Raw genomic sequence first — 26437 nt, 5'->3', positions numbered from 1 at the left:
CCACTCGTACTCCGCGTCCTCATCGCGCATCTCGTCTTGAATGGCGCGCGCCACCACGTCCCTGGGCTGCAGCTCGTCGGTAAAGCGCTCGCCGGCTTGGTTGAGCAAAACCGCTCCCTCGCCACGGCAACTCTCTGAGATGAGGAACGTGCGACCGGGCTTTTCGGAATACAGGCCCGTGGGATGAATCTGAACGTAGTCCAAGTGTTCCTGACTGACCCCATATTCGTTCGCCAGGAAACACGCATCGCCGGTGAGCTGCGGGAAGTTTGTGGAGTGCTGGTACACGCCTCCGATGCCGCCCGTTGAGAGCAGCACATCACGCGCCCGAATCTCAAACGGCGCTCCCACGCCCTCGGGACGGACACCCCGCTCACTCTGTTCACCGCGCAGCTCTTCGACCGTAGCAGCCGAGGCATTCTCCGTTACCGGCACGGCGATCACGCCTGCGCACGTATGGTCATCAACGATGAGGTCGACGGCGGCAACGTGTTCGAGAACGGTCACATTGGGCAGCCGTTTGACCGCCGCGAGCAGAGACTCGGTAATCTCCTTGCCTGTCACATCCGCATGGAATGCGATTCGCGGACGCGAGTGCGCACCTTCGCGCGTGAACGCGAGCGAACCGTCCTCAGCCCGATCGAAATCCGTCCCCAACGCCACGAGGTCGTTGATGACCGAACGGGATGATCGAATCATGATGTCCACGCTCTCGCGCCGGTTCTCATAATGACCCGCGCGCATGGTGTCCTCAAAGAACGCGTCGTAATCCGCGGCCTCGGGCAATACGCAGATGCCCCCTTGGGCGAGCATGGAGTCGCATTCGTCAACCGCGCCCTTGGAAAGCATAACCACCCGCATATCGCTCGGCAAGTTGAGCGCGGCGTACAAACCCGCCACGCCACAGCCGGCGATTACCACATCGCATGTCATATCTTTGTATGCAGCCTCCATCGTGCCGCCCCTTTCGCCGCGCATGTGCCGTCGATTATCGAGCGGCGTACTCGAGCATACGGTCGAGCGTGAGCTGAGCGCGCTTTGCGGAGGCCCCATCCACGCCGATCTCCACGGCACCCGTGCCGAACTCCAAACAATGCAGGAGCTTCTCAAGCGTAATGCCGTCCATATCGCTGCACGTAGGCGGCGTAGACGTAACGTAAAACCTCTTCCCCTGGCCGGCGCATCGACGCTCGAGTTCGTACAGAACCCCTCGAACCGTCACGATAATGAACTCCTGCGCGTCGCTTTGCTCGGCAAACGAGATGATGCCCGCCGTCGAACCAATGTAGTCCGCCTCGTCCAACACGGCGGCGACGCACTCGGGATGAGCGAGCACCAGGGCATTCGGATGCCCCGCCTTGAGCTCGCGCAGCTCGGCCAAGGAAATGGCCTCGTGCCGCGGACAGCACCCGTCATTCAAAATCACGTGCTTCTCGGGCACCTGTTCTGCCACGTAGCGCCCCAAGTTGCGGTCGGGAATGAACAGGATGTGGCGCTGGGGCAGCTCGTGCACGATCTTCACCGCGTTGGAGGAGGTCACGCACACATCGCTCCAGCTCTTGACCTCAATGGTGGAGTTGACGTAGCAAACCACCGCAAGATCGTCACCGTACTCCTCACGCGCCTTGTCGATCGTCGCACGCTGCACCATGTGGGCCATAGGGCAATCCGCTGCGGGCTCGGGCATCAACACGGTCTTATCGCGATTGAGGAGCTTCGCGCTCTCCCCCATGAATTCCACGCCGCACAGCACGATCGTCTGTTGAGGGAGTGATTTTGCGAGCTTTGCCAGGTAGAACGAATCGCCCACGTAGTCGGCCACCGCTTGGACCTCGGGTTCTACATAATAGTGGGCCAAAATCACCGCGTCGCGCTCCGCCTTGAGCGCCTCGATCCGCGCACGGGTCTCCGCCGTCACCGCAGCGGCGCGCTCAAGCGCAGTGGGTTCCATCGTCGTCTCTGTCATTGAGTCCTCCCGACGAATCAGCTTCCGTTGGGGGAAGTATCCCACTGCCCGCCTTTACTGACAAGACAGCTGACAAGACAGTTAAAAATGACGAGAAGTCGCCACGGTTCATAGTTAATAGGGGGCTCCCAAGGGAGGGAGCTGCTTGAGATATGCCCACATGCGCTGCTTTTGACGAGGCTCCGTGAGTGCCGCCTCGAAGCCGTTGAGCGCAAGCACGCGCCGTCCCAACACCGGAGCCACCAACCCGGGCTTGAGCATAGCCGTGTCAAAGTCCTCGATAATCGCAAGGGCGTCCGCGTACGCTTCGCGCATCGCATCCGCTGCGGCATCGTCGAGCAAGACGATCGCCTCGGGGTCAAGCGCCTCGAGCGCCTCGCGAAACAATTCAGCGGGCACGGCATCGCCCGGTACGGGGCCGTCGACAATGCCCGGCTCGCCCGTGCCGAACACCGTCGCAAGCGCACAGAAATCCTGCGGCTCCCATCCAATGGCCGAAAGCGCCGCACGGAGCGCCGTGCCGTCTGCGCCGCTCAAGAGGCTTTCGCCCGCCAATTCGTCGGCATTCAGCTCGCCTTTTACCAAAACGACAGGCGAGAAAGCATTCCCCGCAATCCGAACGCCACGCGCTTGGAGCGAGCCAAGTTCCTGCTCAACGGCAGCCGCCAGGGCCTCCTTGCGCTCGCCTGTTGTTACCGACATGTGCCCTCACCCTGTCCGCGTTGACCGTCGTCCTACATATTGTAAGAACATTCTACCGCTCGGTGTAACGCCAGCACGCTCTTGGGTATAACCACCTCGATTAGACCCACCCTCGTGGCGTTCGACGCTGCGAGACCACCCATACAGGAGGCTCTCATGGCCAATATCATCGAAGCGAATGCAAGCACATTCGACAACCTGCTCACCAACGAGCTCCCCGTCGTCATCGACTTCTGGGCCCCGTGGTGCGGCCCATGCCGTATGCTCTCCCCCGTGGTCGACGAGATCGCCAACGAGCTTGAGGGCAAGATCGTCGTCGCCAAGTGCAATGTCGATGAGAACCAGGACCTCGCCATGCGCTACGGCGTCATGTCCATCCCCACGGTCGTTATGCTCAAGGGCGGCGCAGAGGCCATGCGCTCGGTTGGCGCCGTTCCCAAGCCCAAGCTTAAGGCAGATATCGAGGCAAACCTCTAAACGCCTGCCACGTCGCGTCGCACTGCGGCGCGTCAACGCACCTTCCCTCTGCGACCGCGCCCGTCCCCCAGGCGCGGTCGTCTTTTTGCATGAGCTGCATCGTCCCGTGTATCATCAACGCCTCACGAGCCGACCCCGGTGGAACTTGTGCGGACGATACGCATCCTTGATACACTATGAATCGTATGCCGCGCAGACATGTTGTACCCGCGCGCATGAGATAGCGCCGTCACCGTCCAATTGGTGATGCGCGCCAGGCTTGTTAGGGGATCCGCATGGAGTCCATCACACCGGGAATGCAGGGGCCTGCCGTCGAAGACGTTCAGACGCGCCTCGCATCGCTGGGATATACCATTGACACCGCCGAGACGTCCGCCCAGGAGTACGGCACCACCACCACAGAGGCGGTGCGTGCCTTCCGCTCCTCCGAAGGCATCGAGACGGGCGACGAGGTTGACGGCACCACATGGAGTGCGCTGGTCGATGCCTCGTACAAACTCGGTGACCGCACGCTCTACCTGCGCCTGCCCAATTTCCACGGCGCGGACGTGCAGGCACTGCAGCGGGCACTCAACACGTTGGGCTTTGCCTGCGGCGTCGACGATGGCTACTTTGGCCCGCACACCGAGGCGGCGCTGCAGCAGTTCCAGGAAAACGTCGGCCTCTTCGCCGATGGCATGGCGTTCCAGGACACGTTTGCCTACGTCAAGCGCCTTCACCATGTTTGGGAGGGTAAGCCCTCGATCGTCGACATCGATGCCGAGGCACGCATGGGCTTCGCACGTGCTGCAAATGTGCTTGAGAACTGCCGCATTGCCATTGGCGGCGAGGACGCGATCGCGCGCAACGTCGCCTCGCGCGTGTGGAATATCGCCTCGGCGACCACGGACGGCAGCGGTATCGTCCTGTACGACAGCGAGGCGCCGCACGACGTCGACCTCATCGTCGAGGTCGCTTCTGACGAGCTTCCCGAAGACGCAGAGCCCCGTGCGACCATTGCTCTCGCCGAATGCCAGAATCTCCCCCTTCGCATAAAGACCGCTCTGGCGGCGGCCAAAACCAAACCTGTGGTACTGCGAATCGAGCTCACGGGCATCACCGGTTACGGCATGTTCACCGCAAGCGATGCGCAAACCTTGGCGGTCCGCCTCCTCGACGGTTTGTGCGATGCATTGAGCGCCTAGGTACGCTACACTATGACGGTCGCGCGTTTGCGCGGTCGATGCATTGGGGTATCGTCCAGCGGCAGGACCCTGGTTTTTGGTACCAGTTACGGGGGTTCGAATCCCTCTACCCCAGCCATTGAATACAGCAGGCCGGAGCAGATAATTGCTCCGGCCTGTTTGCTTACGTGTTCAATGACGAACGCACAGTGGATTCTTCTTATCCTTTTCTACAAAGACTTCGAAGGCACCTGTTATTACGCTGATCGGTTTCCCGCATAGTACCCATCAAGGTCTTTGCTAAACCAACGCCCATTCATCACATTTTTCGCAACTAGGCTTTTTATCTCATCGCTTACCGTTGTATCCAACTCCATGCGCTCGATGATATCGCCATAGGTAGTAGTCTTATCAAGGCTCTTCACCACTGCACCTTCTGCATCCGCGTCAAAGCACAGGGATTCATGGCAATCGCTGCTCCAAGCCACCCACTCTTCGAGCTCCTCGGAATTCGGGTCTCCCGTCTTCAAATAGTTTGCGATGTAGCTCCTGAATACTTCCGCCATTGCCTGGTAGCTCTCACTTTCGAACACGCCTGGGAGCATCGAGGTATAGGAATTAGTCGAGGACAGCATGGGAATAAAGATGCCATGGAACGCGCCGTAACCGCTGAGTTCATCCTTCATCTTTGACGCATCATCGCCATAGTTCACCTCGCATACGTATATCGGCTGCTCACATCCACTCATCATCGTGTTTGCGCTTTCTTGCGCGTTGAAGATGCGATACATCTCGTTCCCATATGTGCAAGAGAAGTTCTTTGCCGCAGTCAGTTCGTCATCTGAGAGCCCTGCCGCTTCTTCACCCTGCCACCACGAATCTCCATTGGAGAATAGTCCGAACTCCGAAGAACCCGTCAACATAATCACGGGCACATCGTTGTACAACGCTCCATCAAATCCTCCCCTTGGAAGGGCCACACCATCTTCGTACAAATGAGGGAACACGCTCATCCGGATACTGGCATTCGCCATGAGAAGTGCCAGACGCTCCGCTTCCAGCCCGCGCACGTATGCTTCGACCTCATTGTCATTCGCAAGAAGCCACGCCACCGCCTCTTCCGATGTGTCGGCGATTCCATCCTCAAGCGCAAGAGGCGCCAATGCCCGGGCCACTCGCACAGAGGCGGCAGACTCATCACATGTCGTCATACCGCCGCTAAAGACGATCGCACGTTTAAAAGCTCCTTCAAACAAAGGGCTGATAAGCATCGCCATAACGTCTCGGCCTCCCGCCGAGAAACCCGCTATCGTAATATTCTCTGGGTCGCCACCGAACACGGAGATGTTCTCCGCAACCCAATCAAGAGCCATTTTAATATCGAGCAGCGCATAGTTACCCGTAGCGTCATCGTCGCTCTGTAGCGCCGGAAGACAATTGAATCCAAAGAGACCCAGTCGATAGTTTAAGGAGACATACACACAGTCGAGCGTACTCACCAGCTCGTTTCCAATAAGCTCCCGAGCATCACCAGTCTGATTGTTGCCACCATGAATATAAACAAGAACCGGTTTTCCACCCTCACCGTCACGAGCTGTCACGGTCAGGTTAAGGCAGTCTTCAGAGCCAATAACCTTTCCGCCGGAATACTGGAGCGACCTCTCGCCCATTTTGCTGCAGTCAAGCTCGTCCGTCCACGCAGCACGGGTTTTTGGAGCACTCCAACGCAAGTCACCAATCGGTACCTCGCCATACGGAATTCCGTACCACGAGAACACTCCATCAGCAACTTCAGACCCCTTGACCGAACCTGCGCTCACCGTGGCGCGCGCACCATCAAACTTCACACCACTTGCCTCAGAAGACAACCCGCCTTTGGTAATATCGTCACCCGTGCACGCCGAAAGGCCTGCAGAAGTCGCCGCCGCAGCCACCATCGCACACAACCCCCCCTACGACTTACGTTCTTGCCCATTAAGGTAGTACCTCCCATGGCACCGATCCGGCACCGTTTCCGTTTTCGCTTATTTGGCTTGATCCCCTAATAAAAAGGCGGCCAGTGGTATCTCGTAGGCCGCCAAATCAAAGTCATATATACGATATCGCTCGTCTTAATCCCCAAGGGCCTTCTTGACCTGGGCAATGACGGCCTCGCCGTTCATCATGCCGTAGGCCATCATGTCGATCGCCTCGACCTTCTTGTCGGACAGCAGACCCTGGATACGCGCCAACTCAAATCGAACCTGCGGGCCAAGCAGGACAATATCGGCGTCCTTGCCGTACGTGTCGGCCTCCGCAATGGGGTGAGCCGCAATCGTTGCCTCATAGCCGGCGGCGTCGGCAGCTTCCTGCATCTTGGTCACGAGCAGGCTCGTAGACATGCCGGCAGCACAGAACAAAACGATGTTACGCATGATGGTTTCCTCTCTGGCAATGTGGGGCACGGGCATCCCGCGCCCCACACATGTGATACGGGTTCGGTCAATACACCGGACACGAACCGAACGACTGGCTTAGGCAGCGAGCTTCTCCTGAGCAGTCTCGGCCTCGACGAGCGTCTTGTCATACGCCTTGATGAACGGCAGGCACACCAGGACATCGACCGCGAGCAGCACGAAGTACAGAACGATGGTCTTGGGGTCCATAGTGGCGAGGAACGCCTGCAGCGGGCCGGGGACCGTGAAGGGTAGCGTGATGTAGAAGCGACCCAGGATGCCAGCATCGGCAAGCAGATAGTACGTAGAGAAGTTGATGATCGAGCAGATGAGCAGCGGCACGTACGTGAAGACGTTCAGCACCGTGGGCATACCGAAGATCATGGGCTCGTTGATGTTGAACACACAGGGAACGGATGCGACCTTGGCGACGCTCTTGAGCTGGGAGCTCTTGCAGAAGAACAGCACGACGAGCAGGATGGCGAAGTAGGTGATCCAGTTGCCGAACACGCTGTTAACCGCGCCGGAGAAGATGTAGGGCAGGGGCTGATTCGCCTGATAGGCCTCAAGGTTGGCGGCGAGGGCTGCCGTGGTGATGGGGCTCGTGACAACGCTGACCATGTTGGCACCGTGGATGCCGAAGAACCAGAAGGTAGTCATGATGACGTTGATGAGCAGAACGGAAGGAAGGCTACCGGTTGCGGAAAGCAGCGGCTGGAAGATGGTGTACACGAGCGAGGTGATACCCGCGCCAGTGACCGCGGTGCACAGGACGTTGAGGAGCGTGAACCCGACGACGCTGAACGTCATGGGAATCAATACGTTGAACGGGGCGGCAACGTTGGGCGGAACGGATGCGGGCAGCTTGATGCTGATGTTGTGCTTGATGCACTGGTGGTTGATCTCAACAACCAGCAAACCGATCATCATGGCGCCGAACATATAAGAGGCACCGAGCTTGGAAATGGAGATGGAGACCGTCTCAAGGTCGACGGCGTCGCTCACGCATAGGAACACCAACAAGGCGCAGAGCATGTTGTTGACGCCATCCATCTTGTACGTCTGGGCGAGCTGGTAGGCCACGCCGCACACAACGAACACTGAGATAATGCCGATCGTCATGTGATAGGGAATCATGAGAACCGACGCATTCGCCGCAGCCCATGCCTGCCAGGCAAGCAGGAAGTCGGCGAAGATGTTGCCGCCCGTGAGCCCAACCGGCGCAGGAGGAACGGCGAGCAGGCAGGCGAAACCGCCGATGATGGTAATGGGGATCATGACGGTCATGCCGTCGCGGATGGCAGCCAGATACTTCTGCTGCGAGATCTTCATGCCGATGGGCACGATGGTGCGTTCCATGACTGCCTGGAACTTATCCATGATGGACTGCTTTGGTGCAGTGGCCTCACTCATGGTGGACCTTCCTTCCTCTCGTTACTGCAAACGATGTGGGCGCACGGCCAGTACGTGAGTCGAATGTATACGAACTTGAATGACCATTCAACACTTTTACCGTTTACCTGAATTTCAATTCGGTAAACGGTAAATGGTAATTCATGTAGTACGATGTCCTCATCATACAGGTTTCAATGGTAAGAAGCTGGTAACTATGTATATCAGATTCGATAAAGTAGATATCACCCCACAGCGTCCATGCTATATGGCTGGCTATAATCGCCCAGGAATGAATGAATCAGTGCTTGATTCCATTCAGATTAATTCACTATGTCTCTCCATCGACAACGAGACCTTCGTTCTCGTCGTCCTTGACTCCATCATGCTCGACCCCGTGTTCTGCAACCGAGTAAAGGCGGGAATCACCTCGCGCACGGGCATCCACCCCTCACACATCACCGTGGCGTGCATTCACACGCACTCCGCCCCGGCGTATTTCAAACTCGCCTTTGAGGACACCCATGTCGAACCCGAACTCACCGCGGACGCTGAGCGCCGCATGATCGAGAGCGCCTGCCGTGCACACGCGCATATGCAGCCCGCCACCTGCACCTTCGAGAAGATGCTCGTCGACGGCCTCTACGGCAACCGCAACGTCCGGGGGGGTGTCGAGGACAAGCACTGCTACCTCATCGCCTTCCAAGGCGAGGACGGCACGCCCCTCGGAGCGTTCTTCAACGTCTCGGCGCACCCCACCATCCTCAACGGAAGCAGCACCGCGCTTTCCGCCGACCTTATCGGCCAAGTCCGTTTGAGGCTCGAGGATGCCCTTGGTTGCCAGGTGTTGTGCACCAACGGAACGTGCGGGGATGTGTCAACGCGCTTTTACCGCAAGTCATCGGGCATAGACGAGCTTAACGAGACCGCCGATGCCCTCTTTGATCAGGTCATGGTCAAGAAGACGCCCGTCGAATTGCACACGTGGACGCCCCGGTGCGGAAGCGTCAGTCGTCCCACCACCTATGATGCCCGCACCGATCGCGACTGGGCAGAAATGACCGCTCGCATTCAAGGAGACCTGGCCTCACCCGAGCCCCAGGCCATGTCCGCATTCCTGATGGACCGCCAACAGCGCAAGCTCGAGATGAGCCCCGTGTCGCTCGAACTTACGAGCCAGTTCTACTCATTCGGTACCCTCATCGTCGTCACCATGCCGGGTGACGTGTGCAGCGAACTCGGCCGCCGCATCAAAGCGGCATTCCCGCATCACGAGGTCATCATCATCGGCTATGCCAACACCTACTGCAACTATCTCGTCCCCAACTGCGACTACGGCAAGTACTTCGAGACGTTCAACTCCCGCACCGCGCGCGGCGAGGCGGACGCCTTCGTTCAGTCGGTAATTGGTAGTATTGAGTCCATGATTGCTGAATAGCCATTCGGTATGACTGGAGGACTCACTATGAACCCATTCGAGCAGATGCAGATTAAACAGGGTGCGTTCACCGCAACGGATCAACAGGTGTACGAGGCGTTCATCAATAACGTCGACGCCGTCCTGCGCGCTTCGGCGACCTCCCTTGCCGAGGACTTCGGCATCTCCCAGCCGGCGATCACGCGCTTTTGCCAAAAACTCGGATACCGGGGGTTCTCCGATTTCCGGTCCGCCGTGTACCAGCACCACAAGTCAGCTGGCGAGAGCAGCTCGCCGTCTACGGCAATCGAATGGTACTGCAAGCTCCTCCAGCTCATACCCGCCGCTATGGAAGACGCCGATATGAGTTTGCTCGTCGAGCGCCTCACGACGTCGCGGCGCATCGTCACCACCGGCTTCCACAAGAGCGCCCTGTCCGCCCAGCTTCTGAACTTCAACCTCCTCAAGCTCGGCATCATCTCGAGCTTTGCGCCCTATGACCAGCTTTCCGTCGAACAGGGCATCACCGATGAGGACACCCTGGTCATCTTCTCCGCAGGCAGCAGGGTTTACAAAGATATTCTCGATGCCTTGGCCGATACCTCCGACGAGCGGAAACCGCATATCGTCCTCATCACCATGAGTCGGAAGAACCCGCTCAACGCGAAGGTCAACCAGGTCGTCTGGCTCCCCAATTATCAGAACCAGAACTACAGCCAATACCTCGAGACGCAAGTCTCGTTCATGGTGTTCATCGATCTGCTCACCAGCGCCCTCGCGCAGCGCACCTCCCAACAGTCTTAACACCGCGATCGAATAGAAAGGACCCATCATGATCGCCATCAACTGCACCATGTACCACGACAAGCTCAAAGAGTACGTCACCGCCGTGGAAGACCCCACGTGCACGTTCGTCAGCGAGACTCCCATGGAGATGTTTTTTGAGACGACCGACGACGAGCGCGCGCTCACCGTCGTCAAGGCGGCGCTCAAGGCAACCCCAGAATTCAAGGCTGTCTACTTCCAAATCCACGCTAAATAGCAACCAGCCCAACGAACAGGAGTATCCATGAGTCCCGAAGTCGAACAGGCAAGTTTCCAGATCATCGCCTCCGTTGGTGCCGCGCGCTCAAACTACGTCGAGGCCATCCACCGCGCCAAGGAAGGCGATTTCGATGGTGCCGAGCAGTTGATTGCCGAGGGCCAGCAGCTCTTCACCGCCGGTCACGACGCCCACTTCTCCCTCATCCAGAAGGAGGCCGCCGGCGAGCAGTCCGAATTCGCCCTGATCCTCATGCACGCCGAAGATCAGCTCATGAGCGCCGAGGCCTTTGGCATCCTCGCCAAGGAGTTTATCTCCGTATACCAGGCTATAGCCGAGAAATAGGACCCATGAGCATCGCCGCAACACTGGCCTCTCAGTGCCTTGTCATGTTCGCCGTCATGGGGCTCGGCTGCCTGCTGGTGAAGCTTGGCATGCTTAGCCCCACCACCACGCGCGAACTCGGCTCATTGCTTCTCAATGTCGTGTTCCCCGTTGTGATCGTCCGCTCGTTTTGGGGCATGTACACACCCGAGCGCCTTGAAAACCTCGTGTTCACCATGGTGCTGTCCGCCCTCGCACTCGGACTGGCAATGCTCATCGCGCGGCTGGTGTTCCCCCGCGACGGCGTTCTTGAGTTCGCCGCTGCGTTTTCCAACGCCGGGTTCATTGGGATTCCCCTCGTTCAAGCAGCATTTGGAGCCGAGGCAGTGTTCTTCATCGCGCCTTTCATCGCGGCCCTCAATGTCTTGCAGTGGACATACGGGCGGTGGCGCATCTCCGGCTCCACTGAGAGCATCAGCATGCGTTCCGTCCTGAGCAGCCCCATGCTCATCGCACTCATCCTCGGGACCGTGCTGTTCTTGGTTCGCATGCCCATTCCCCCCATTGCCCAAACCCTCATGGGGACTATCGCCAACCTCAACTCTCCGCTCGCGATGCTGATTCTTGGCTCGTATCTGGCCAATGCAGACCTGCGCACCCTACTCACCACGCCCAAAGCTTATCAGGCAAGCGTGGCGCGCCTCGTGCTCATCCCCTTGGTATCCATTGCCCTCTTTGCCGTCATCCCCGGGGCGCGCGAGGTCAAACTTGCAATCCTCATCGCGGCCGCAGCGCCCGTAGGCTCCAACGTCTCCGTCTTTTGCCAACAGCTCGGACAGGACACCAATAAGCCCAGCATCACGGTCTGTCTTTCTACCCTGCTCTCTCTGGTAACGCTGCCCCTCATCAGTGCGCTGGCGACCGCCGTTCTTTAATCCACACGTCCCCTGCTTGGAGGCCCCATGCGATTCGTTGTAAATGGAGATGACCTTGGCTACACCAAGGCGAATACGCTTGGCATCATCGAGGCATACGAGCGTGGCATCCTCCGCTCAACCACCGCGCTCATGAACGCCAAGGACATCGACTTCGCACGGCAAGCGGTGGAAGGCCTGGACGGCCTGGGCATCGGCGTTCACCTCACGCTCACCCTGGGCAGCCCCCTCACCGCTGGACGCAGCATCACGGCCCCTGGCGGTACGTTCTATGGACGCAAGGAGCTCTACAGCCGCGTGGATGACCTCGACGCCGAAGACGTCCGACGTGAGTTCAAGGCCCAGATCGAGTCCTTCTGCGATGTCTTTGGACATGCGCCCACGCATATCGACTCACACCATGGCGTGCACGATATGTCTCCCGCCATCCTCGATGTCACGCGCGGCCTTGCGCGCGAGTACGGCCTCGAAATGCGCCGGTACGGGCGCTTTGCGTATGTGAGCGGATTCTTTGGGCCAACCGCCACAGCCGAGACGCTGATATCGATCATGCAGGAACATCTCGACGAGGATATCGAGCTCATGTGCCATCCCGGCTACTGCGACCTCGACCTCTACCGGGCAAGCTCGTACAACCTGGATCGCGTGCGTGAGCTCGATGCCCTATGCGATCCGGCAGTGATTGCATTTGCAGAAGAACACAGCATCGAGCTCACACACTACTAGCGCCTCAATCGCGGCGGCGCTACATGGACGCGCGAACGCACAGGCGCGCGGATATGCGGCGCACACGCGCCTCGTCCGCGGGGGGCGCAAAGCCAACCGCGTCCCCCAAAAGCTCGAGGCAGTGCCCTGCCATCTCCTCCATGGGAATCGAGACGCACGTCAAAGGCGGACACGTATGCTCGGCGTATTCCACGGCACCATTGCCCACGGAGATGACTCCCATATCGTTGGGGACGCGAATGCCGAGCTCCCAGCACCGGTGCAGCACGCCCATGGCGACCGCATCGCTGGGAGCAAACAGGCACGACACCGCACCTGGCGCGATACCCGCAAGCGCTTTATAGCCGCCTTGTGCGGAGTTCTCGTCAACTGCCATGTCGATCACCTCATGGCCCGCATCTCGCAGGCCTGCGCAAAACGCCTCTTCGCGTATGAGCATGCCCTCAAAGGCTGCAGGTGCTCGCAGGCAAGCCACGGGACGACGACCGCCATCGCCCCGACCGCCCAACCACGCAGCGGCTCTCTTCGCCGCCATCGCCCCAACTTCCGCATCGTCAACCACAACCGAGGCGTAGCCCTCAAGTTCGCGGTTGTAGAGGACCATAGGTGCCAAGGGCTTCATCTCTGCCAGGAACGCAAGGTCGTCGGGCGACGCGTTCGCGATGATGGCGGCGTCGAACGTCGGCGCACCGCACAGGGCACCAACGCGAGACAGCTCTCCGTTGCGGTACGTCTCGACACCAACATCGAGTTCTACACCACATTGCTCGAGCTTCGCATGAAGCCCCTTAAGGAAGCGGGCAAGCATGATCTCGCGGAAGTCATCCGCCCAAAAAACTGTGAGCTGGCGGCGCTCCTTGCCGCCCCGGAGCTTGCGGGCCGCAACACTTGGGCGATACCCAACCTCACGCATCGCATCCAGCACGCGCTCTTGCGTGACCTGTGAAATGTTGCGCTGTTTGGCGCGGCCGTTTGCGACGATGGAGACCGTCGAGAGCGAGACCCCCGCCAATGCGGCGACGTCTTTTATCGTGGCCATTCCCATTCCCCCATATGCACGGCACGTGCGGGCTCGACACCGCGCATGCAGACGATTTTGCTTAAAAAATCCTAGCACAACCGCTTGACACTGATAGGTACAACGTTCTACTATCCTCGTAGGGTACAACGTTGTACTTACGTGGTACCGGCACATTCACGGGAGGCCGGCCAGTACTCCCATCCTCCTTTGGCCCGCAATGCGAAAGGACGCCAAACATGAGAACTATCCGCATCGGCTCGGGCGCGGGATACGGTGGCGACCGTATCGAACCCGCCATCGACCTCATCCGCCGCGGTGACCTCGACTACATCATCTTCGAGTGCCTCGCGGAGCGCACAGTCTCCATCGCCCAGACCAGGCGCCGCCAAAATCCCGAGCTTGGCTACAATGACCTGTTCGATTACCGCTTCACGCGCATCCTCGACGCCCTCGTCGACTTGCGCGCCGAAACCAAGCGAGCCCCGCGCATCGTGACGAACATGGGTGCGGCGAACCCCACGGCCGCGGCGAAACGCTGCCTCGCTATGGCACGCGAGCGCGACCTCACCGGCCTCAAAATCGTATGCGTCACCGGCGACGACAAGACCGATGAGCTCGACCACTACCTGGGCATGACCACCATTGAGACGGGCGCGCCGCTGTCCGACATCGACGGCGAGGTCCTGTCCGCCAACGGTTACATCGGCTGCGCTGGTATTGTCGAGGCGCTCGACCGTGGCGCCGACATTGTCATCACCGGACGCGTGGCGGACCCCTCGCTCGCGCTCGGCCCCCTGGTGCACGAATTCGGCTGGAGCATGGACGACTACACTCGTCTTGGGCGGGGCACATGGGTTGGTCACCTGCTCGAATGCGCTGGCCAAGTCTGCGGCGGGTACTTCGCCGACCCCGGCCACAAGGAGGTGCCCGACCTGTGGAACCTCGGCTTCCCCATCATCGAGGTCGATGAGGAGGGCAACGGCGTGGTCACGAAGCTGCCCGGCACGGGCGGCCTCGTCAGCGTTGCGACGGTCCAAGAGCAGACCCTCTACGAGATCCAGAACCCCCACACCTACTTCACGCCCGATGTCGTAGCCGACTTTTCCCAGGTCCGCATCGAGCAAGAGGCCGAGAACCGCGTCAAGATCCACGGGGCAGACGGCGCCGCACCCAACGGCTTCTTCAAGACGAGCGTTGGCTACCACGACTGCTTCATCGGCGAGGGCCAGATCAGCTACGGCGGAGAGAACGCACTCGCCAAGGCCGAGCTCGCACGCGATGTACTCGAGCACCGTTTCGAGATCATCGGGCTTGAAGCCGAGGAGATCCGCTTCGATTACATCGGGTTCAACTCCCTGTATGGCGATGTGATTTCCAGTGCCATCCGCGAGACGTCCGGCCCTGGAGTCGGTGCCCCCATTGAGGTTCGCTTCCGCGTTGCAGCTCGCACCAAGACGGCAGAAATGGCGCATGAAGTTGGTCGCGAAGTCGAAGCGCTCTACACCAACGGCCCCGCCGGCGGCGGCGGTGCCACGGCCAGCGTGCGTGACATCATCTCCATCGCGAGTATCCTCATTCCGTCTTCGGACTTCACCATCGGCGTCGAGCTTCTGGAGGCATAGCCAATGAAACTCAAGGAAATCGCCCACTCCCGCACGGGCGACAAGGGCAACATCTCGGTCATATCGGTCATCGCCTACGACCCCGCGGACTACGCGTTCCTCGAGGAGAAGATCACCGCCGAGCGCGTCTCCTCGTGGTTTGGAGAGCTCGTGCACGGAGAAGTGACCCGTTACGAGATTCCAAGCATCGCGGCGCTGAATTTCGAGCTCAAAGCGGCTCTTGGCGGCGGCGTGACCCGCTCGCTCGCGCTCGACATGCACGGAAAATCCCTGGGTAGCGCCCTGCTCGAGATGGAGGTCTAACTATGGAGGCTCAAGAGATCGAGCACATCGTCGTCGCAGGCGCGGGGACGATGGGCTATTCCATGGCGCAGATTTTCGCGCGCTACGGCTACCAGGTCACCATCTACGACCTTGCTCAAGCGGCACTCGATAACGCCGCGACGCGCATCGCGCAGGGCACGGACAACCTCGTTGCGGATGGCGATATCACCCGCGACGAAAGCGATGAGCTGCTGGCGCGCATCTCATATACCTGCGAGAAAGATTGCTTTGGCACCTGCGACCTCATGGTCGAGAGCATTGTGGAGCGCCTCGACGTGAAGACGTCCTTCTATCGGGAAATCTCCGAGCTCACCCGCCCCAACGCGATTCTCGCCACCAACACCTCGGGCCTCTCCATCAACGAGCTCGCAGCGGCGGTGAAACTTCCCCAACGGTTTATCGGCATGCACTGGTTCAACCCCTCCCACATCATCCCGCTCATTGAGATCGTCCGTGGAGACGAGACTTCCGATGAGACCGCAAATGCCGTGCGCGATCTGGCGCGCGCGATTGGCAAGAAGCCCGTTGTGGTGCAAAAGGACGTTCCCGGCTTCGTGGCAAACCGCATTCAGTTCGCGGTGCTGCGCGAGGCCCTGCACCTCGTGGAGACTGGCGTGGTCGATGCGCAGGGCGTCGATGACATCATGCGCCACGGCCTCGGCCTGCGCTATGCGTGTCTGGGACCGCTGCAGATTGCCGATTTTGGCGGGCTCGACACCTTCCACCACATCGCGTCGTACCTCAATGCGGACCTTTGCAATGCCGCAGAGCCCTCTCCCCTTCTCGCCCAGTTGTTCGGCGAAGGAGCCTACGGCGTGAAGGCTCAACGCGGGTTCTACGACTACACGCAGGGCCGCGACGTTGAAGCCACGCGCGAGCGTGACGAGGCGTACCTCGCCGTGGCGAAGGCCCTCGGAAAACTGTAGGCTCTCCACGCAACGCCCCTGCGCTGCGCCTCCCTCGTTGCAGCCCCGCGCGTCGCGCCCCCGCGCTGCAGCCCCGCGCTGCACTCCCGCGTTGCGCCCCCGCGCATCGACCCCCCACGCACGCGGTGCACGTGCTTCGCGCCTTCTAGGCTCCGGCCCGCCGCCGAACTCAACCCCTCCAAGGCGCGGCGACCCAGAGCCCCACAACAACCTCATCCCCTCCCATACGTCCCGGCACCATCCCCCAAGGTGCCGGGACGTTGCGCTATGATGGCTGCGCAACCAACCGAGAGGAAGGCCCACCCATGGCATTCACCCACGTGATCTTCGACCTGGATGGCACGCTGCTCAACACGCTCGACGACCTCACCGCAGCGGGCAACCACATGTGTCAATTGCACGGCTGGCCCACCTTCACCGCTGACGAGTTCCGATTCAAAGTGGGCAACGGACAGCCCAAACTCATCGAGCGGCTCATACCCGCCGAGTTCGCGGGGGACGGACGCGTCTTTGAACAGGCGCTCTCCGAGTTCCGCACGTACTACAGTGCCCACAAGCAGGACCGCACGGCCCCCTACAGCGGCATTATGGAGATGCTCGACGCCCTCTTGGATGCCGGCGTGACGCTCGGCGTCCTCTCCAATAAGGACCATGCCGCCACCGCCCCGCTCGTTGCCCAGTACTTTGGAGACCGCTTCGCCGTCGCGCAGGGGCGCGTGGATGCGTTCCCGCCCAAGCCTGCCGCCCCCATCACGCTCCATGTGCTCGAACTGCTAAGCGCCGACCCCGCCTCCACGCTCTACGTGGGCGATTCCAATGTGGATATCGCCTGCGGACACAACGCGGGCCTGCGCGCCTGCGGCGTGGCCTGGGGATTCCGCGGACGCGCCGAACTCGAGACTGCCGGGGCCGACTACGTCATCGACGAGCCACGCGAGCTCATTGACATCGTTCTCTAATGGCTGCCACAGCACGATCACAGCGTGATTCGATTGCTGCTGCCGCAAATCGGGCGAAAATGTAACGAAAAACCAGAGGAGCCAAGTAGACCCCCTAAAAGGCTATCGTTTCCCCTGATAAAACTCTTTACTTTTCCCGTCTACTCAAGGCATCCGGAAATTCGTTACAAAATCGCCCGATTCCTGGCATCAAGGAGCATCTACGCCAAACCGAGCTGCCGCTTCACACCCGCGGCGCGGCGGCGACTCACCGGGACGCACGCCCCCGTGCGCTCGAGCGTGAGTTGGATAAGGCCGCTTGGCTTGAGAACCTCGATGTCACGAACGTCGTCGATGTTCACCAGGAAGCTGCGGTGCACACGCAGGAAGCCCTCAGACGCCAGGCGGCGCTCCAACACCGATATCGATTCGTTGACCAAATAGCCCCCTACTTGCGTGTGCGCAACGGCGTAATCGGCCTTTGCTTCGATGTAGGCGATCTCCCCCACGGAAATATACGAGCGTTTCCCGTTGCGCTCCCCTTGAATACGGCGGACAGGCTCGGCAGCCGCAGCGGGTTTGCGTGCCGCAATGGTAGCCTCAACCTTGTCGAGCGCTTTCTCCAAACGGGCCTGCTCAACGGGTTTGAGCACGTAATCAGCGGCATCGAGCTCAAATGCCTCGGCGGCGTACTCGGAAAACGCCGTTACGAACACGATTGCCGGCGGGTGCTTGAGGTTGTGCAGGCTGTCGGCGAGCTGCACGCCACTCGTGCCGGGCATCTGGATGTCCAAGAACAGTACATCCGGACGGAACGACAGGATCTTTTCAACCGCCGCCGTCGCTCCACCCGCTTCTTCCACCGCACCCACACGGGCATCTTGCGTAAGCAGGTAGTTGAGCTCTGCACGAATCGGCGGTTCATCATCCACAATTAGCACGCGCCAGTTTTGCCCAGCCATGCGAACTCCCTTTCTGCTGCCCGGGCATGCGCCCGAACTCATACGGCCATAATCCAGTCCCAAACGAAAAGTCTACCGCAGCGCCAACAGCCCCAACGCGCCGGCGCAATTGCCCAAGGTCAGCGGGCGGAAGGTATTGTGCTCGCGTCCGGCTCATGAGGTTCGCCCACAAGCTCGACCATAATCCGCGTGCCCACGCCCTCCCGGGATTCCACGCGAATGCCCGATTCATCCCCGAAAAAGAAGTGGATACGCATGAGCACATTGGCGAGCGCCAAACCGCCGCCGCGCTTAAGCGACCCGTCTGCCGTCGTGGGTGCATCGCGAAGACGGGCACCGTCCTGGCCCTCCGCCTCGTTGGGCCGCAATCCCGATGCCCGCTTGGGGTCAAACAGGTGCGCGATCGTCTCCTCGCTCATGCCAATGCCGTCGTCCTCCACAACGATCTCGATCCCGTCGTCGGTTTCGATGGACGAAAGCACGATGGATAGCGGTTCGATCTCGCGCATGGCGTGCTTGATGCAATTCTCCAACAGCGGCTGCAAGATGAACGGAGGCACACGGCTGTCCAGTGTCGCAGGGTCGAGCTCCACACGCAGCTTGAGGCGGTCGTCTCCGTAACGCGCCTGCATGAGGTTGATGTAACGCATGCCCTGCCCCAACTCGTTTTGCAGTGTCGTGAGGGCGTCGGAGTTCGAGAGCGTCTGACGGTAGTAGTTCGAGAAGTCGATGAGCAGCGAGCGGGCCTTCTCGGGCTCGGTGCGGACGAGCGACACGATGGTTCCGATGGTGTTGAACAGGAAGTGCGGGTCGACCTGAGACTGCAGGGCGCGGAGCTCCATGCGCGCGCTCACGTCCTGCTGGCGCTCGAGCTCGAAGCTCGCGAGCTGCGTGGAGATAAGCTCGGCGAACCCGGTGGCGAGCGCCGTCTGCCGTGCGTCGATGTCGCTGTAGCGCGGGTAATACAGCTCGATCGTGCCCATGCAGCGGTCGCGCACGATGAGCGGGGCGGTGATGCCCGCGTGCAGACGGGGGAAGAAGCGCGGCTCACCCGGCTCGGGGGTCTCCCGCGCAAAGACCTCCATCTGCTTCCCCTCGAGCACACGCAGCGTGCTCGGCAGCACGACGGGCGTGCCCGACGGGCACCTGTCTGAATCCTCGCCCCAGCTCGCCACAACGGCGGTGCCGTCCGTCACGCAGATCGCGGAGGCGAGCGTCTCGGGCAGGATGATCTGGCACGCGCCGAGCGTGGCCTCGGGCGTAAGGCCATGACGCGTGTACGTGAAGATCTTGCTCGCAATGCCCAGCGTGCGGTCGGTCGCCGAGAGCGAGAAATCGTCCGGCGCCACGAACACGTAGGCGAAGAAGAAGCACAGCAGCACGAGGCCGGCGATGGTGATGACCGCGGGAACCGGGTTGGGATTGCTCACGAACTCGAGACCGAGCAGGCCGAGCAGCATCGGCACGCAGAGCATGAGGCCACGCAGTGCCCAGGTCTGCGCAACGCGGAAGAACTTCGTCTGGTTCTGCCGCTCGAACGGTCTCTGCATGCGTCTCCCTCTCGCCCGCGCCATCCACAACACCTCACCATCTTACAAGAGCGGAAGTCCCGAAGCCGGGCGCGCCAACTCCCCCGCTCCACCCGACCCCGCAACGGGGTAAGCGCAGGGGCTCCCCGGTCCTTAGTCTTGCGCGATTTCTGAGCGCAGCGAAGCTGAGCGCAAGACTAAGGACCGGGGAGCCCCGATGGGAGTGACCCCCGTTACTCGGAATACTTATTGCCCTCGCCGAAGGTACCCGGATCGACGATCCAGCCGTCCTTCATGATGACGTCCATGTTGTCGACGTTGAGGGTGTGGATGTCGGCGGCGACGTCGCCGTTCACCACGAGCAGGTCGGCGCACTTGCCGGCCTCGAGGGAACCGGTCTCGTCCTCGATGTGGCACATCTTGGCGCCGTTGAGGGTGGCGCAGGTGATGGTCTCGACCGGGGTGAAGCCGATCTTGTCCACGAACTCGTACATCTCCTCGATGGAGCAGGTGCCGTAAGGAGTGACGAAGGAGAAGGAGTCGGAGCCGATGGTCATCACGACGCCGCGCTTCTTGGCCTCGCGCAGGCAGTCGTAGTTGCGCTGGAGCTCCTTCTCGACGAGGGTGCCCTCGTACTTGTCGTGCAGCTCGGGCACGTAGACCGGCGGATAGGTGGAGTACCAGGTGGGCAGGAAGGCGATCGTCGGGGTGAAGAAAGTGCCCTGCTCGGCCATGAGGTCCATGGTGCGCTCGTCGATGTCGAAGCCGTGGATCAGCTGCTCGCAGCCAAAGCGCACGGAGTCATACGCGGCGGCGTGGTTGTTGTAGCAGTGGCTCCACACCGGAATGCCGACCATCTTGGCCTCATCGATCACGGCCTTGATCTCCTCGGAGCAGTAGTGCTGGTCGCGACCGGAGTCCCAGCGCCAGATGCCGCCGCCGGTAGCCCAGATCTTGATGGCATCGGGGTTCTCGCGCAGGCGACGGCGAACGGCCTTGCGAAGGTCCCACGGACCGTCGACCTGGTCGCCCCAAGGATGGGACTCTTTGTTCTCGAGCTGGCTGCAGTGGTGGGAGTCGCCGTGGCCGGCGGTGCGGCAGAAACCGAGACCGGTGGCGAGGACGCGAGGACCCTTGAAGACGCCCTTCTCGATGCAGTCACGAACCTGGATGCCAAAGCGGCCGATCTCGCACACGGTGGTCAGGCCGTGGGTGAGACAGTCATAGGCCTGCTTGACGGCGACGGCCTGCTTCTCGAGCAGCGGCTGCATGACCCAGTCGGTGTCGTCGTCGGTGAGGTTGCCGGAGAAGTGCAGGTGGGTGTCGATGAGGCCGGGCATGACGGTCTTGCCGGCGGCGTCGATGACCTCGTAGCCCTCAGGGGTGTCCTGGTGGGCGCCAGCGTACTCGATCTTGCCGTTCTCATCGACGAGAACCAGGGAGTTCTCGACCGGCTCGGCGCCGGTACCGTCGATGAGCTTGCCTCCGACGATTGCGTACTTCTTACCCATGATGTTCCTCCTTATTGGAACGATGGATTGGCTATTGGCCCCCGGCCGCGCGGGGTACGTGCACGGCCGGGTGATGCCACAAGAGAGGAGAGGTCGGGCGAATGCCCGGAGGAAAGCGGCGGGTGCGTCGTGTGGGGTCACCCGCCGCTTGCGGGTAGTTCGCTACTTGGCGCGGGCCTTGGTGACGAACATGAGGATGAAACCGACGACCAGCCAACCGATCACGATGGACCACTCGACCATGTCGAGCGATGCCGGGCTGAAGGGCAGGACCAGCAGGCCGATGATGATAGCGCCGGCGAGGATGGCCAGGAAGATACCGAACTTGCCGCCGGGGACCTTGTAGGGACGGGGCAGGTCGGGCTCGGTGTAGCGCATCTTCAGGCACGCGAGGGCGACCATGGTGCAGGAGAGGATGAACGCGAGGGCGGACACGTTGGTCAGCGGGATGAGCATGTTCTTGCCCAGGAACGGACCGACGATGGTGATGACGGCGAGGACCACGCAGGCGAGCTTCGGGGCACCGGACTTCTCATCGACCTCGGCGAACTGATCGGGCAGCTGGCCCTTGCGGCCCATGGCGAGCATGATGCGGCTCGTGGCGCCGTAGAAGGAGTTCATCGGTCCCATGGGCCCGAGGGTGGCGATGACGAGCATGGCCACGTACAGGATCATGTTGATGTTCTTCAGGCAAGCGAGCGCGGGCACCGGCTGGGAGACGAACTCGTCCCAGGGAAGGATGGTGCCGAAGGAGTAGATGCAGACCATGTAGAAACCACCGGCGGCCAGGAGGGCCAGGGTGATGATCTTGCCGAACTTGTTCCAGTTCAGGCCCTCAGCGGCCTCCTCGGCCTGCTGGGGAATGGTGTCGAAGCCCGCGTAGAAGAACGGGGTCAGGACCAGGACCGAGACGATGCCCGCGAGCAGGTTCGTGGACTCGGTCGCGGCGACGCCGCCGCCGGCGCCGGACACCTGGGAGAAGACGGGCATGGCGTTGCTCGGGGAGCCGGTCACGATGGAGACGCCCATGGCGAGCAGCATGCCGCAGAGCAGGGCCTTGGTGAGGAAGGCCTGGAGCTTGGCCGCGGAGCTGGCACCGCGGAAGTTGAGGAAGACCACGTAGCCTGCGAAGGCGAGCGCGATCAGCGTCGGGAACAGGTACACGTCCGCACCGAGGATGGTGTAGAGCTTGACGGCGCGAAGCCACTCGAGGCCGGGCAGGCTGCCGAACATGTCGGACACGAGCGTGGAGATGGCGATCGCCTCCCACGGGCACAGGATGCCGTTGCCCAGGGCCAGGAACCAACCGGTGATGTAGGATGCCGTGCGACCGAAGGTGCGGTCGACGTACTCCACGATACCGCCGGAAACCGGGATGGCGGCGGTAAGCTCGCCAAACACCGCTCCAATGGGCACCAACGCGATAGCGCCCAAGAGGAATGCGATCATAGCGGGGACCGGGCCGCCGCCGACGACCATCCAGTCGCCGACCTGAAGGACCCAGCCGGTACCGATGATGGCGCCGAAGCCAATGGTGAAGAAGTTCCACAGCGACAGCGTCTTTTTCATGCCGCCCTGTTCGGCGGCAGGAGTGGTGGTGTCCGCCATAGCACGCCTCCTTTCTTTGTTATGGGCCTCTCCGTTCCGGACGGGCCCATCCCTCTGCGCGCGAGGTACACGCGCGCCTTTTCCACGCCTTGGAGGATATTGCCTGCCGTTGCGCGTTTTGCGTGCTTCTCGATTTGCGGAAGCAAGGCGCAGACGAGCGGCCGCGTTTTTGGGACGAGCGGTCGATGATGCAACGGCCAGCGACGGGAGGCGCAGCGGGTGCGCGGTGGGCGTGGCGCATCTGCGCGGGTTACAGGCACGACAGCCGACATCGGCGAGCGCGCGGGCCGCGGCAAGGCGCATCTCAGCAGCGAATCCCTCGTCCCTCCCCTACAGCCATGCGAACAACTCGCAATCCCCTTAATACGATGTGAGGAATCAACGGTTTGAAACGGTTAGTTTGTTTCAAACCGTTGATAAATCACATTACCAAGGCCATTTATGTGAGAAAACCGCGGTTTGAAACTGCCGCCAGATTTCAATTCGGAAATGACTCGCCTTATTAACCCCAGACAAGCGTCGGACAGGCGCATGTGCGCGGCCGGCGCATCCTGCCTGATTATCCACCCTGGAGCTGGTACCATGTGCAGTATTGCCGTGCATGCCGTAAGGGGGTGCAGTTGTGGACCAGGGCCATCAAAATGATGCGTCTCGGCGATCCGTTCGCCTTGCCGGCCAGCGAGAAGTGCCGCTCGGCGTGAACGAGCGTCGACGTCAGGCAGACTCGAGTATCAGCGGTGCGCCCCAGCGAGAATATCTTGAGCAACCTCGCGCTGGCAGAACTCCTCGCTCGCAACGCGGCACATATCGCGCCGCGGGCCCTGGTGCCGCCCGCGGGTCCAGCTCCGGCGCCCTCCGCAACTCCAGCTCCGGCGCCGCCCGCAGCTCCAACCCCGGTGCCTCCCGTGGGCGCAATCCCGGCACCTCCCGCAACCCCAGCTCCAGCTCCCTCCGCAACCCCAACTACGGCTCCCCCCGCAACCCCAACTTCGGCGCCGCCCGTGGCTCTGGGCTCAGCGGGAAACGCGGCCGCTCGCATGCCTACGTTGACGGAAGCCGCAGATGGTCCGCCTTCAAATCATCACGCGTCACGCATCCCCATCTGCGCTCGAATCGCATCTTCGCCCGCGCAACCTGGATCGATCGCCTTCTGCAGCCGCGCGCAATCGTGGCGGTTCTCGCGCTCGTGCTTGTTGGCGGCGGAGGGCTGGCCATCTACTCGTCCGCACAGCAGCGCGCAGCGGAAGAAGCCGCGCAAGCGGAGGCAGCCGCAGAGAAAAAACGGCTCGCCAACCAAACGGTCAACCCCAACAAGTTAGGCGTCGGCGCCTATGCCGTCTCCACTCCCCGCTCGGAATGGACGCAGGGCACCATGCCGCACCTGTACCAAACTGATCCCGCTTGGGCAAACAAGTCTTACGCTGGTGGAACGGTGCGCGCCAACGCATGCGGCCCCACATCTCTGACCATGGTCTATATCTACCTCACCGGACGCACCGATATGGACCCTGGAGCCATGGCAGCTTTCGCCGATGCGAACAACTATGCCCCTACAGGCGCTACGGAATGGTCGTTCATGACGGAGGGCGCCTCGATGCTCGGCATCAACTCGGCATACATCAACCCCTCGCGCCGGGACATCACCAACGCCTTGGCAAACAGTCGTCCCGTTATTTGCAGCGTCAGTCCGGGCGACTTCACCACCGTAGGTCACTACATCGTGCTGCGCAGCATCGACGATCGCGGCATGGTCGAGGTCTTCGACCCCAACAGCCCCTACAATTCCGCTCGCCGATGGGGAATCCAACGTATCATCAACCAAACCAACGTGTACTGGTCATTTTGGGCGTAAGCCCCCACTCTCTCGTTGCGTCATCCAGTCAGCACCCTTCCACAAACATACAAGTGCCTATGGCCGCACGATGTTGACTATGTCCCTCGCGAGATTGCCTATGGCAATCTGCCGGTTCAGAGGCCCAAGCGGCTGACAACCATAGGCAATTTCAGGGTAGTCATAGGCAATTTCAAGGCGCCCACAGCCAATGTGTGGCGACACGTGCAAAGGACGCCCCGGGGCAGTTTTCCGGGACGTCCAAAGGAGAGGAAGGCTATGTAGGAGGCCGACCCGGCATCCGTCGTCGTGTTAGGCGGACGCAAGCGAGTTGACCAGCAGGGAGACAAGCCAGGGAATTCCGCGCCCGAGGCTTGGCGCTCGAGCGCGGCGAGCGAAAACGCAAAGCGATAGCTCATCGGAATTCCAGATGCCGGACATCGTCCGACACGCTGAATACCGATATCTAGCCCGTGATGCGCGTGCCGGAGAGACCGGCCATGGTCTCGGCGGCCTTGTCGAGGGCACCGATGATGCAGGTGCGGCCCTTGCGGGAGCGCGCGAACTTGATGGCGGCGCGGACCTTGGGCTCCATGGAGCCCTTGCCGAACTGACCCTCATCGGCCAGGCGCTCGGCCTCGTCGGCGGTGAGCTCCTCGAGCTCCTCCTGGTTGGGCTTGCCAAAGTTGATGGCGACGTGCTCGACGGCGGTCAGCAGGAACAGAACGTCGGCGGAGCAGTCCTCGGCGAGGAGCTCGCCGCCCATGTCCTTGTCGATGACGGCGGCAACGCCCTTGTAGCAGCCCTTGTTGTTGTAGTCGCGGACGACGGGAATGCCGCCGCCACCGCAGGCGATGACGATGAACTCGTTGTCGAGGAGGTTGAGGATGGAGTCGGCCTCGACGATCTTCTTGGGCTCCGGGGAAGCCACAACGCGACGCCAGCCGCGGCCGGAGTCCTCAACGAACGTCATGTCCGGATTCTCCGCCATGATCTCCTTGGCCTGCTCCTCGGTGTAGAAGGGGCCGATCGGCTTGGTCGGGTTGACGAACGCGGGATCGTCGGGATCGCACTCGATCTGGGTGACGACGGTGGCGGCGTGCCAACGCTTATAGCGCTTGTGCATCTCGCGGCCGATGCCCTGCTGCAGGTGGTAGCCGATGTAGCCCTGAGACATGGCGCCGCACTCGGGCAGGTCCATGGAGGGGGTGCCGATGGCGTCGTGCGCGGCGGCGAAGGCGTTCTGGATCATGCCAACCTGCGGGCCGTTGCCGTGGGTGATGATGATCTCATTGCCCTGCTCGATGAGGCCCAAAAGGGCGTGGGCGGCGTGGTTGACCTTCTCGATCTGCTCGGCGGGAGTGTCGCCAAGGGCGTTGCCACCAAGAGCCACGACAATGCGGTCGGGCTTGCCGTAAGGCTTGGACATAACTGCCTCTTTTCTAACGTAGGGCGCCGGTTCTAATATTCACCAGCAGGCTTACTTTATGCAATATACCCTCAATGTGCCACTGAAAGGACCTTTGTTTTTAGTTGTCTTGGTGAACGGACGATTATTGGCGATAAGCGTTAAATAACGAGCTTAT

General features: G+C 61.0%; 25 protein-coding genes and 1 tRNA gene. 14 read left to right on the top strand and 12 right to left on the bottom strand.

Features of this window, described 5'->3' with window-relative positions; genetic code table 11:
- The 3 genes from ACT8II_RS04000 to ACT8II_RS03990 all read right to left on the bottom strand — a co-directional run.
- The coding region (locus ACT8II_RS04000) for an FAD-binding protein (RefSeq protein ID WP_443813033.1) at positions 1-954 on the bottom strand (954 nt) is incomplete at its 3' end.
- A 34-nt stretch (positions 955-988) separates the two neighbouring features.
- Positions 989-1966, bottom strand: a complete 978-nt coding sequence (nadA, locus tag ACT8II_RS03995) for a quinolinate synthase NadA (protein ID WP_294158343.1) — start codon at positions 1964-1966, stop codon at positions 989-991.
- Positions 1967-2080: 114 nt separating this feature from the next.
- Positions 2081-2668 carry a hypothetical protein gene (locus ACT8II_RS03990; RefSeq protein ID WP_294158346.1) on the bottom strand — a complete coding sequence of 196 codons (588 nt, stop codon included), beginning with the start codon at positions 2666-2668 and terminating at the stop codon, positions 2081-2083.
- Positions 2669-2824: 156 nt separating this feature from the next.
- Here ACT8II_RS03990 and trxA point away from each other — a divergent pair, with 156 nt between their 5' ends.
- From trxA to ACT8II_RS03975, 3 genes are all read left to right on the top strand, one after another.
- Entirely contained in the window at positions 2825-3145 is a 321-nt protein-coding gene (trxA, locus tag ACT8II_RS03985; protein ID WP_443813032.1) for a thioredoxin, read from the top strand.
- A 275-nt stretch (positions 3146-3420) separates the two neighbouring features.
- Positions 3421-4329: a peptidoglycan-binding domain-containing protein gene (locus ACT8II_RS03980; protein ID WP_304291807.1), complete on the top strand. Its 909-nt coding sequence runs from the start codon at positions 3421-3423 to the stop codon at positions 4327-4329.
- Between the two features lie 44 nt (positions 4330-4373).
- Positions 4374-4447: transfer RNA gene (locus ACT8II_RS03975), tRNA-Gln, on the top strand.
- A gap of 118 nt (positions 4448-4565) precedes the next feature.
- Here the strand turns inward: ACT8II_RS03975 and ACT8II_RS03970 are convergent.
- The 3 genes from ACT8II_RS03970 to ACT8II_RS03960 form a co-directional block, all read right to left on the bottom strand.
- The gene (locus tag ACT8II_RS03970) at positions 4566-6245 is read right to left on the bottom strand and encodes a carboxylesterase family protein (RefSeq protein ID WP_118652884.1); all 1680 of its coding nucleotides are present in this window, start codon (positions 6243-6245) and stop codon (positions 4566-4568) included.
- 174 nt (positions 6246-6419) lie between these two features.
- Positions 6420-6722, bottom strand: a complete 303-nt coding sequence (locus ACT8II_RS03965; protein WP_118653049.1) for a PTS sugar transporter subunit IIB — start codon at positions 6720-6722, stop codon at positions 6420-6422.
- A 99-nt stretch (positions 6723-6821) separates the two neighbouring features.
- Positions 6822-8156: a PTS sugar transporter subunit IIC gene (locus ACT8II_RS03960; protein ID WP_199588834.1), complete on the bottom strand. Its 1335-nt coding sequence runs from the start codon at positions 8154-8156 to the stop codon at positions 6822-6824.
- A gap of 283 nt (positions 8157-8439) precedes the next feature.
- Here ACT8II_RS03960 and ACT8II_RS03955 point away from each other — a divergent pair, with 283 nt between their 5' ends.
- The 6 genes from ACT8II_RS03955 to ACT8II_RS03930 are packed head-to-tail and all read left to right on the top strand — an operon-like array spanning position 8440 to position 12579.
- Positions 8440-9573, top strand: coding sequence for a hypothetical protein (locus ACT8II_RS03955; protein WP_118652882.1), 1134 nt, complete (start codon positions 8440-8442; stop codon positions 9571-9573).
- Positions 9574-9600: 27 nt separating this feature from the next.
- Positions 9601-10356, top strand: coding sequence for a MurR/RpiR family transcriptional regulator (locus tag ACT8II_RS03950; protein ID WP_412108477.1), 756 nt, complete (start codon positions 9601-9603; stop codon positions 10354-10356).
- Positions 10357-10384: 28 nt separating this feature from the next.
- Positions 10385-10594, top strand: coding sequence for a hypothetical protein (locus ACT8II_RS03945; protein ID WP_118652878.1), 210 nt, complete (start codon positions 10385-10387; stop codon positions 10592-10594).
- Between the two features lie 27 nt (positions 10595-10621).
- The gene (locus tag ACT8II_RS03940; protein WP_118652876.1) at positions 10622-10939 is read left to right on the top strand and encodes a PTS lactose/cellobiose transporter subunit IIA; all 318 of its coding nucleotides are present in this window, start codon (positions 10622-10624) and stop codon (positions 10937-10939) included.
- A 5-nt stretch (positions 10940-10944) separates the two neighbouring features.
- Positions 10945-11853 (top strand): AEC family transporter, encoded by a 909-nt coding sequence (locus ACT8II_RS03935; protein ID WP_118652874.1) that lies wholly within the window; start codon positions 10945-10947, stop codon positions 11851-11853.
- Positions 11854-11880: 27 nt separating this feature from the next.
- A complete protein-coding gene (locus ACT8II_RS03930) occupies positions 11881-12579 on the top strand; it encodes a ChbG/HpnK family deacetylase (protein ID WP_118652872.1) in 699 nt (232 codons plus the stop codon).
- A 19-nt stretch (positions 12580-12598) separates the two neighbouring features.
- Here the strand turns inward: ACT8II_RS03930 and ACT8II_RS03925 are convergent, their stop codons facing one another.
- Complete coding sequence (locus ACT8II_RS03925; RefSeq protein WP_158574793.1) at positions 12599-13618, bottom strand: LacI family DNA-binding transcriptional regulator; 1020 nt, start codon at positions 13616-13618, stop codon at positions 12599-12601.
- Positions 13619-13836: 218 nt separating this feature from the next.
- Between ACT8II_RS03925 and ACT8II_RS03920 the strand changes: the two genes are divergently transcribed.
- The 4 genes from ACT8II_RS03920 (at position 13837) to ACT8II_RS03905 (ending at position 17431) form a co-directional block, all read left to right on the top strand.
- Positions 13837-15222: an acyclic terpene utilization AtuA family protein gene (locus tag ACT8II_RS03920; RefSeq protein WP_443813031.1), complete on the top strand. Its 1386-nt coding sequence runs from the start codon at positions 13837-13839 to the stop codon at positions 15220-15222.
- A gap of 3 nt (positions 15223-15225) precedes the next feature.
- Positions 15226-15525, top strand: a complete 300-nt coding sequence (locus ACT8II_RS03915) for an AtuA-related protein (RefSeq protein WP_443813030.1) — start codon at positions 15226-15228, stop codon at positions 15523-15525.
- A 2-nt stretch (positions 15526-15527) separates the two neighbouring features.
- Positions 15528-16472 (top strand): 3-hydroxyacyl-CoA dehydrogenase family protein, encoded by a 945-nt coding sequence (locus ACT8II_RS03910; RefSeq protein ID WP_443813029.1) that lies wholly within the window; start codon positions 15528-15530, stop codon positions 16470-16472.
- 305 nt (positions 16473-16777) lie between these two features.
- Positions 16778-17431, top strand: coding sequence for an HAD family hydrolase (locus ACT8II_RS03905; protein ID WP_443813028.1), 654 nt, complete (start codon positions 16778-16780; stop codon positions 17429-17431).
- 200 nt (positions 17432-17631) lie between these two features.
- Here ACT8II_RS03905 and ACT8II_RS03900 read toward each other — a convergent pair whose 3' ends face one another.
- From ACT8II_RS03900 to ACT8II_RS03885, 4 genes are all read right to left on the bottom strand, one after another.
- Positions 17632-18372, bottom strand: coding sequence for a LytR/AlgR family response regulator transcription factor (locus tag ACT8II_RS03900; RefSeq protein ID WP_443813027.1), 741 nt, complete (start codon positions 18370-18372; stop codon positions 17632-17634).
- 119 nt (positions 18373-18491) lie between these two features.
- Positions 18492-19922, bottom strand: a complete 1431-nt coding sequence (locus ACT8II_RS03895; protein ID WP_330006128.1) for a histidine kinase — start codon at positions 19920-19922, stop codon at positions 18492-18494.
- 212 nt (positions 19923-20134) lie between these two features.
- Positions 20135-21412, bottom strand: coding sequence for a metal-dependent hydrolase family protein (locus ACT8II_RS03890; protein WP_118652856.1), 1278 nt, complete (start codon positions 21410-21412; stop codon positions 20135-20137).
- Positions 21413-21574: 162 nt separating this feature from the next.
- Complete coding sequence (locus ACT8II_RS03885) at positions 21575-23020, bottom strand: APC family permease (protein WP_294122731.1); 1446 nt, start codon at positions 23018-23020, stop codon at positions 21575-21577.
- A 622-nt stretch (positions 23021-23642) separates the two neighbouring features.
- Here ACT8II_RS03885 and ACT8II_RS03880 point away from each other — a divergent pair.
- Positions 23643-24872, top strand: coding sequence for a C39 family peptidase (locus ACT8II_RS03880; RefSeq protein ID WP_443813026.1), 1230 nt, complete (start codon positions 23643-23645; stop codon positions 24870-24872).
- Between the two features lie 445 nt (positions 24873-25317).
- On the opposite strand, the gene arcC is transcribed toward ACT8II_RS03880, so the two are convergent.
- Positions 25318-26280: a carbamate kinase gene (gene arcC / locus ACT8II_RS03875; RefSeq protein WP_118652852.1), complete on the bottom strand. Its 963-nt coding sequence runs from the start codon at positions 26278-26280 to the stop codon at positions 25318-25320.
- Positions 26281-26437 lie beyond the last annotated feature (157 nt).

Origin of the sequence: Collinsella sp., from assembly GCF_052346665.1 — a bacterium.
Lineage (GTDB): Bacteria > Actinomycetota > Coriobacteriia > Coriobacteriales > Coriobacteriaceae > Collinsella.
Note: the sequence above shows the minus strand (reverse complement) of the source record. Positions and strands in the feature narration are given on the sequence as shown.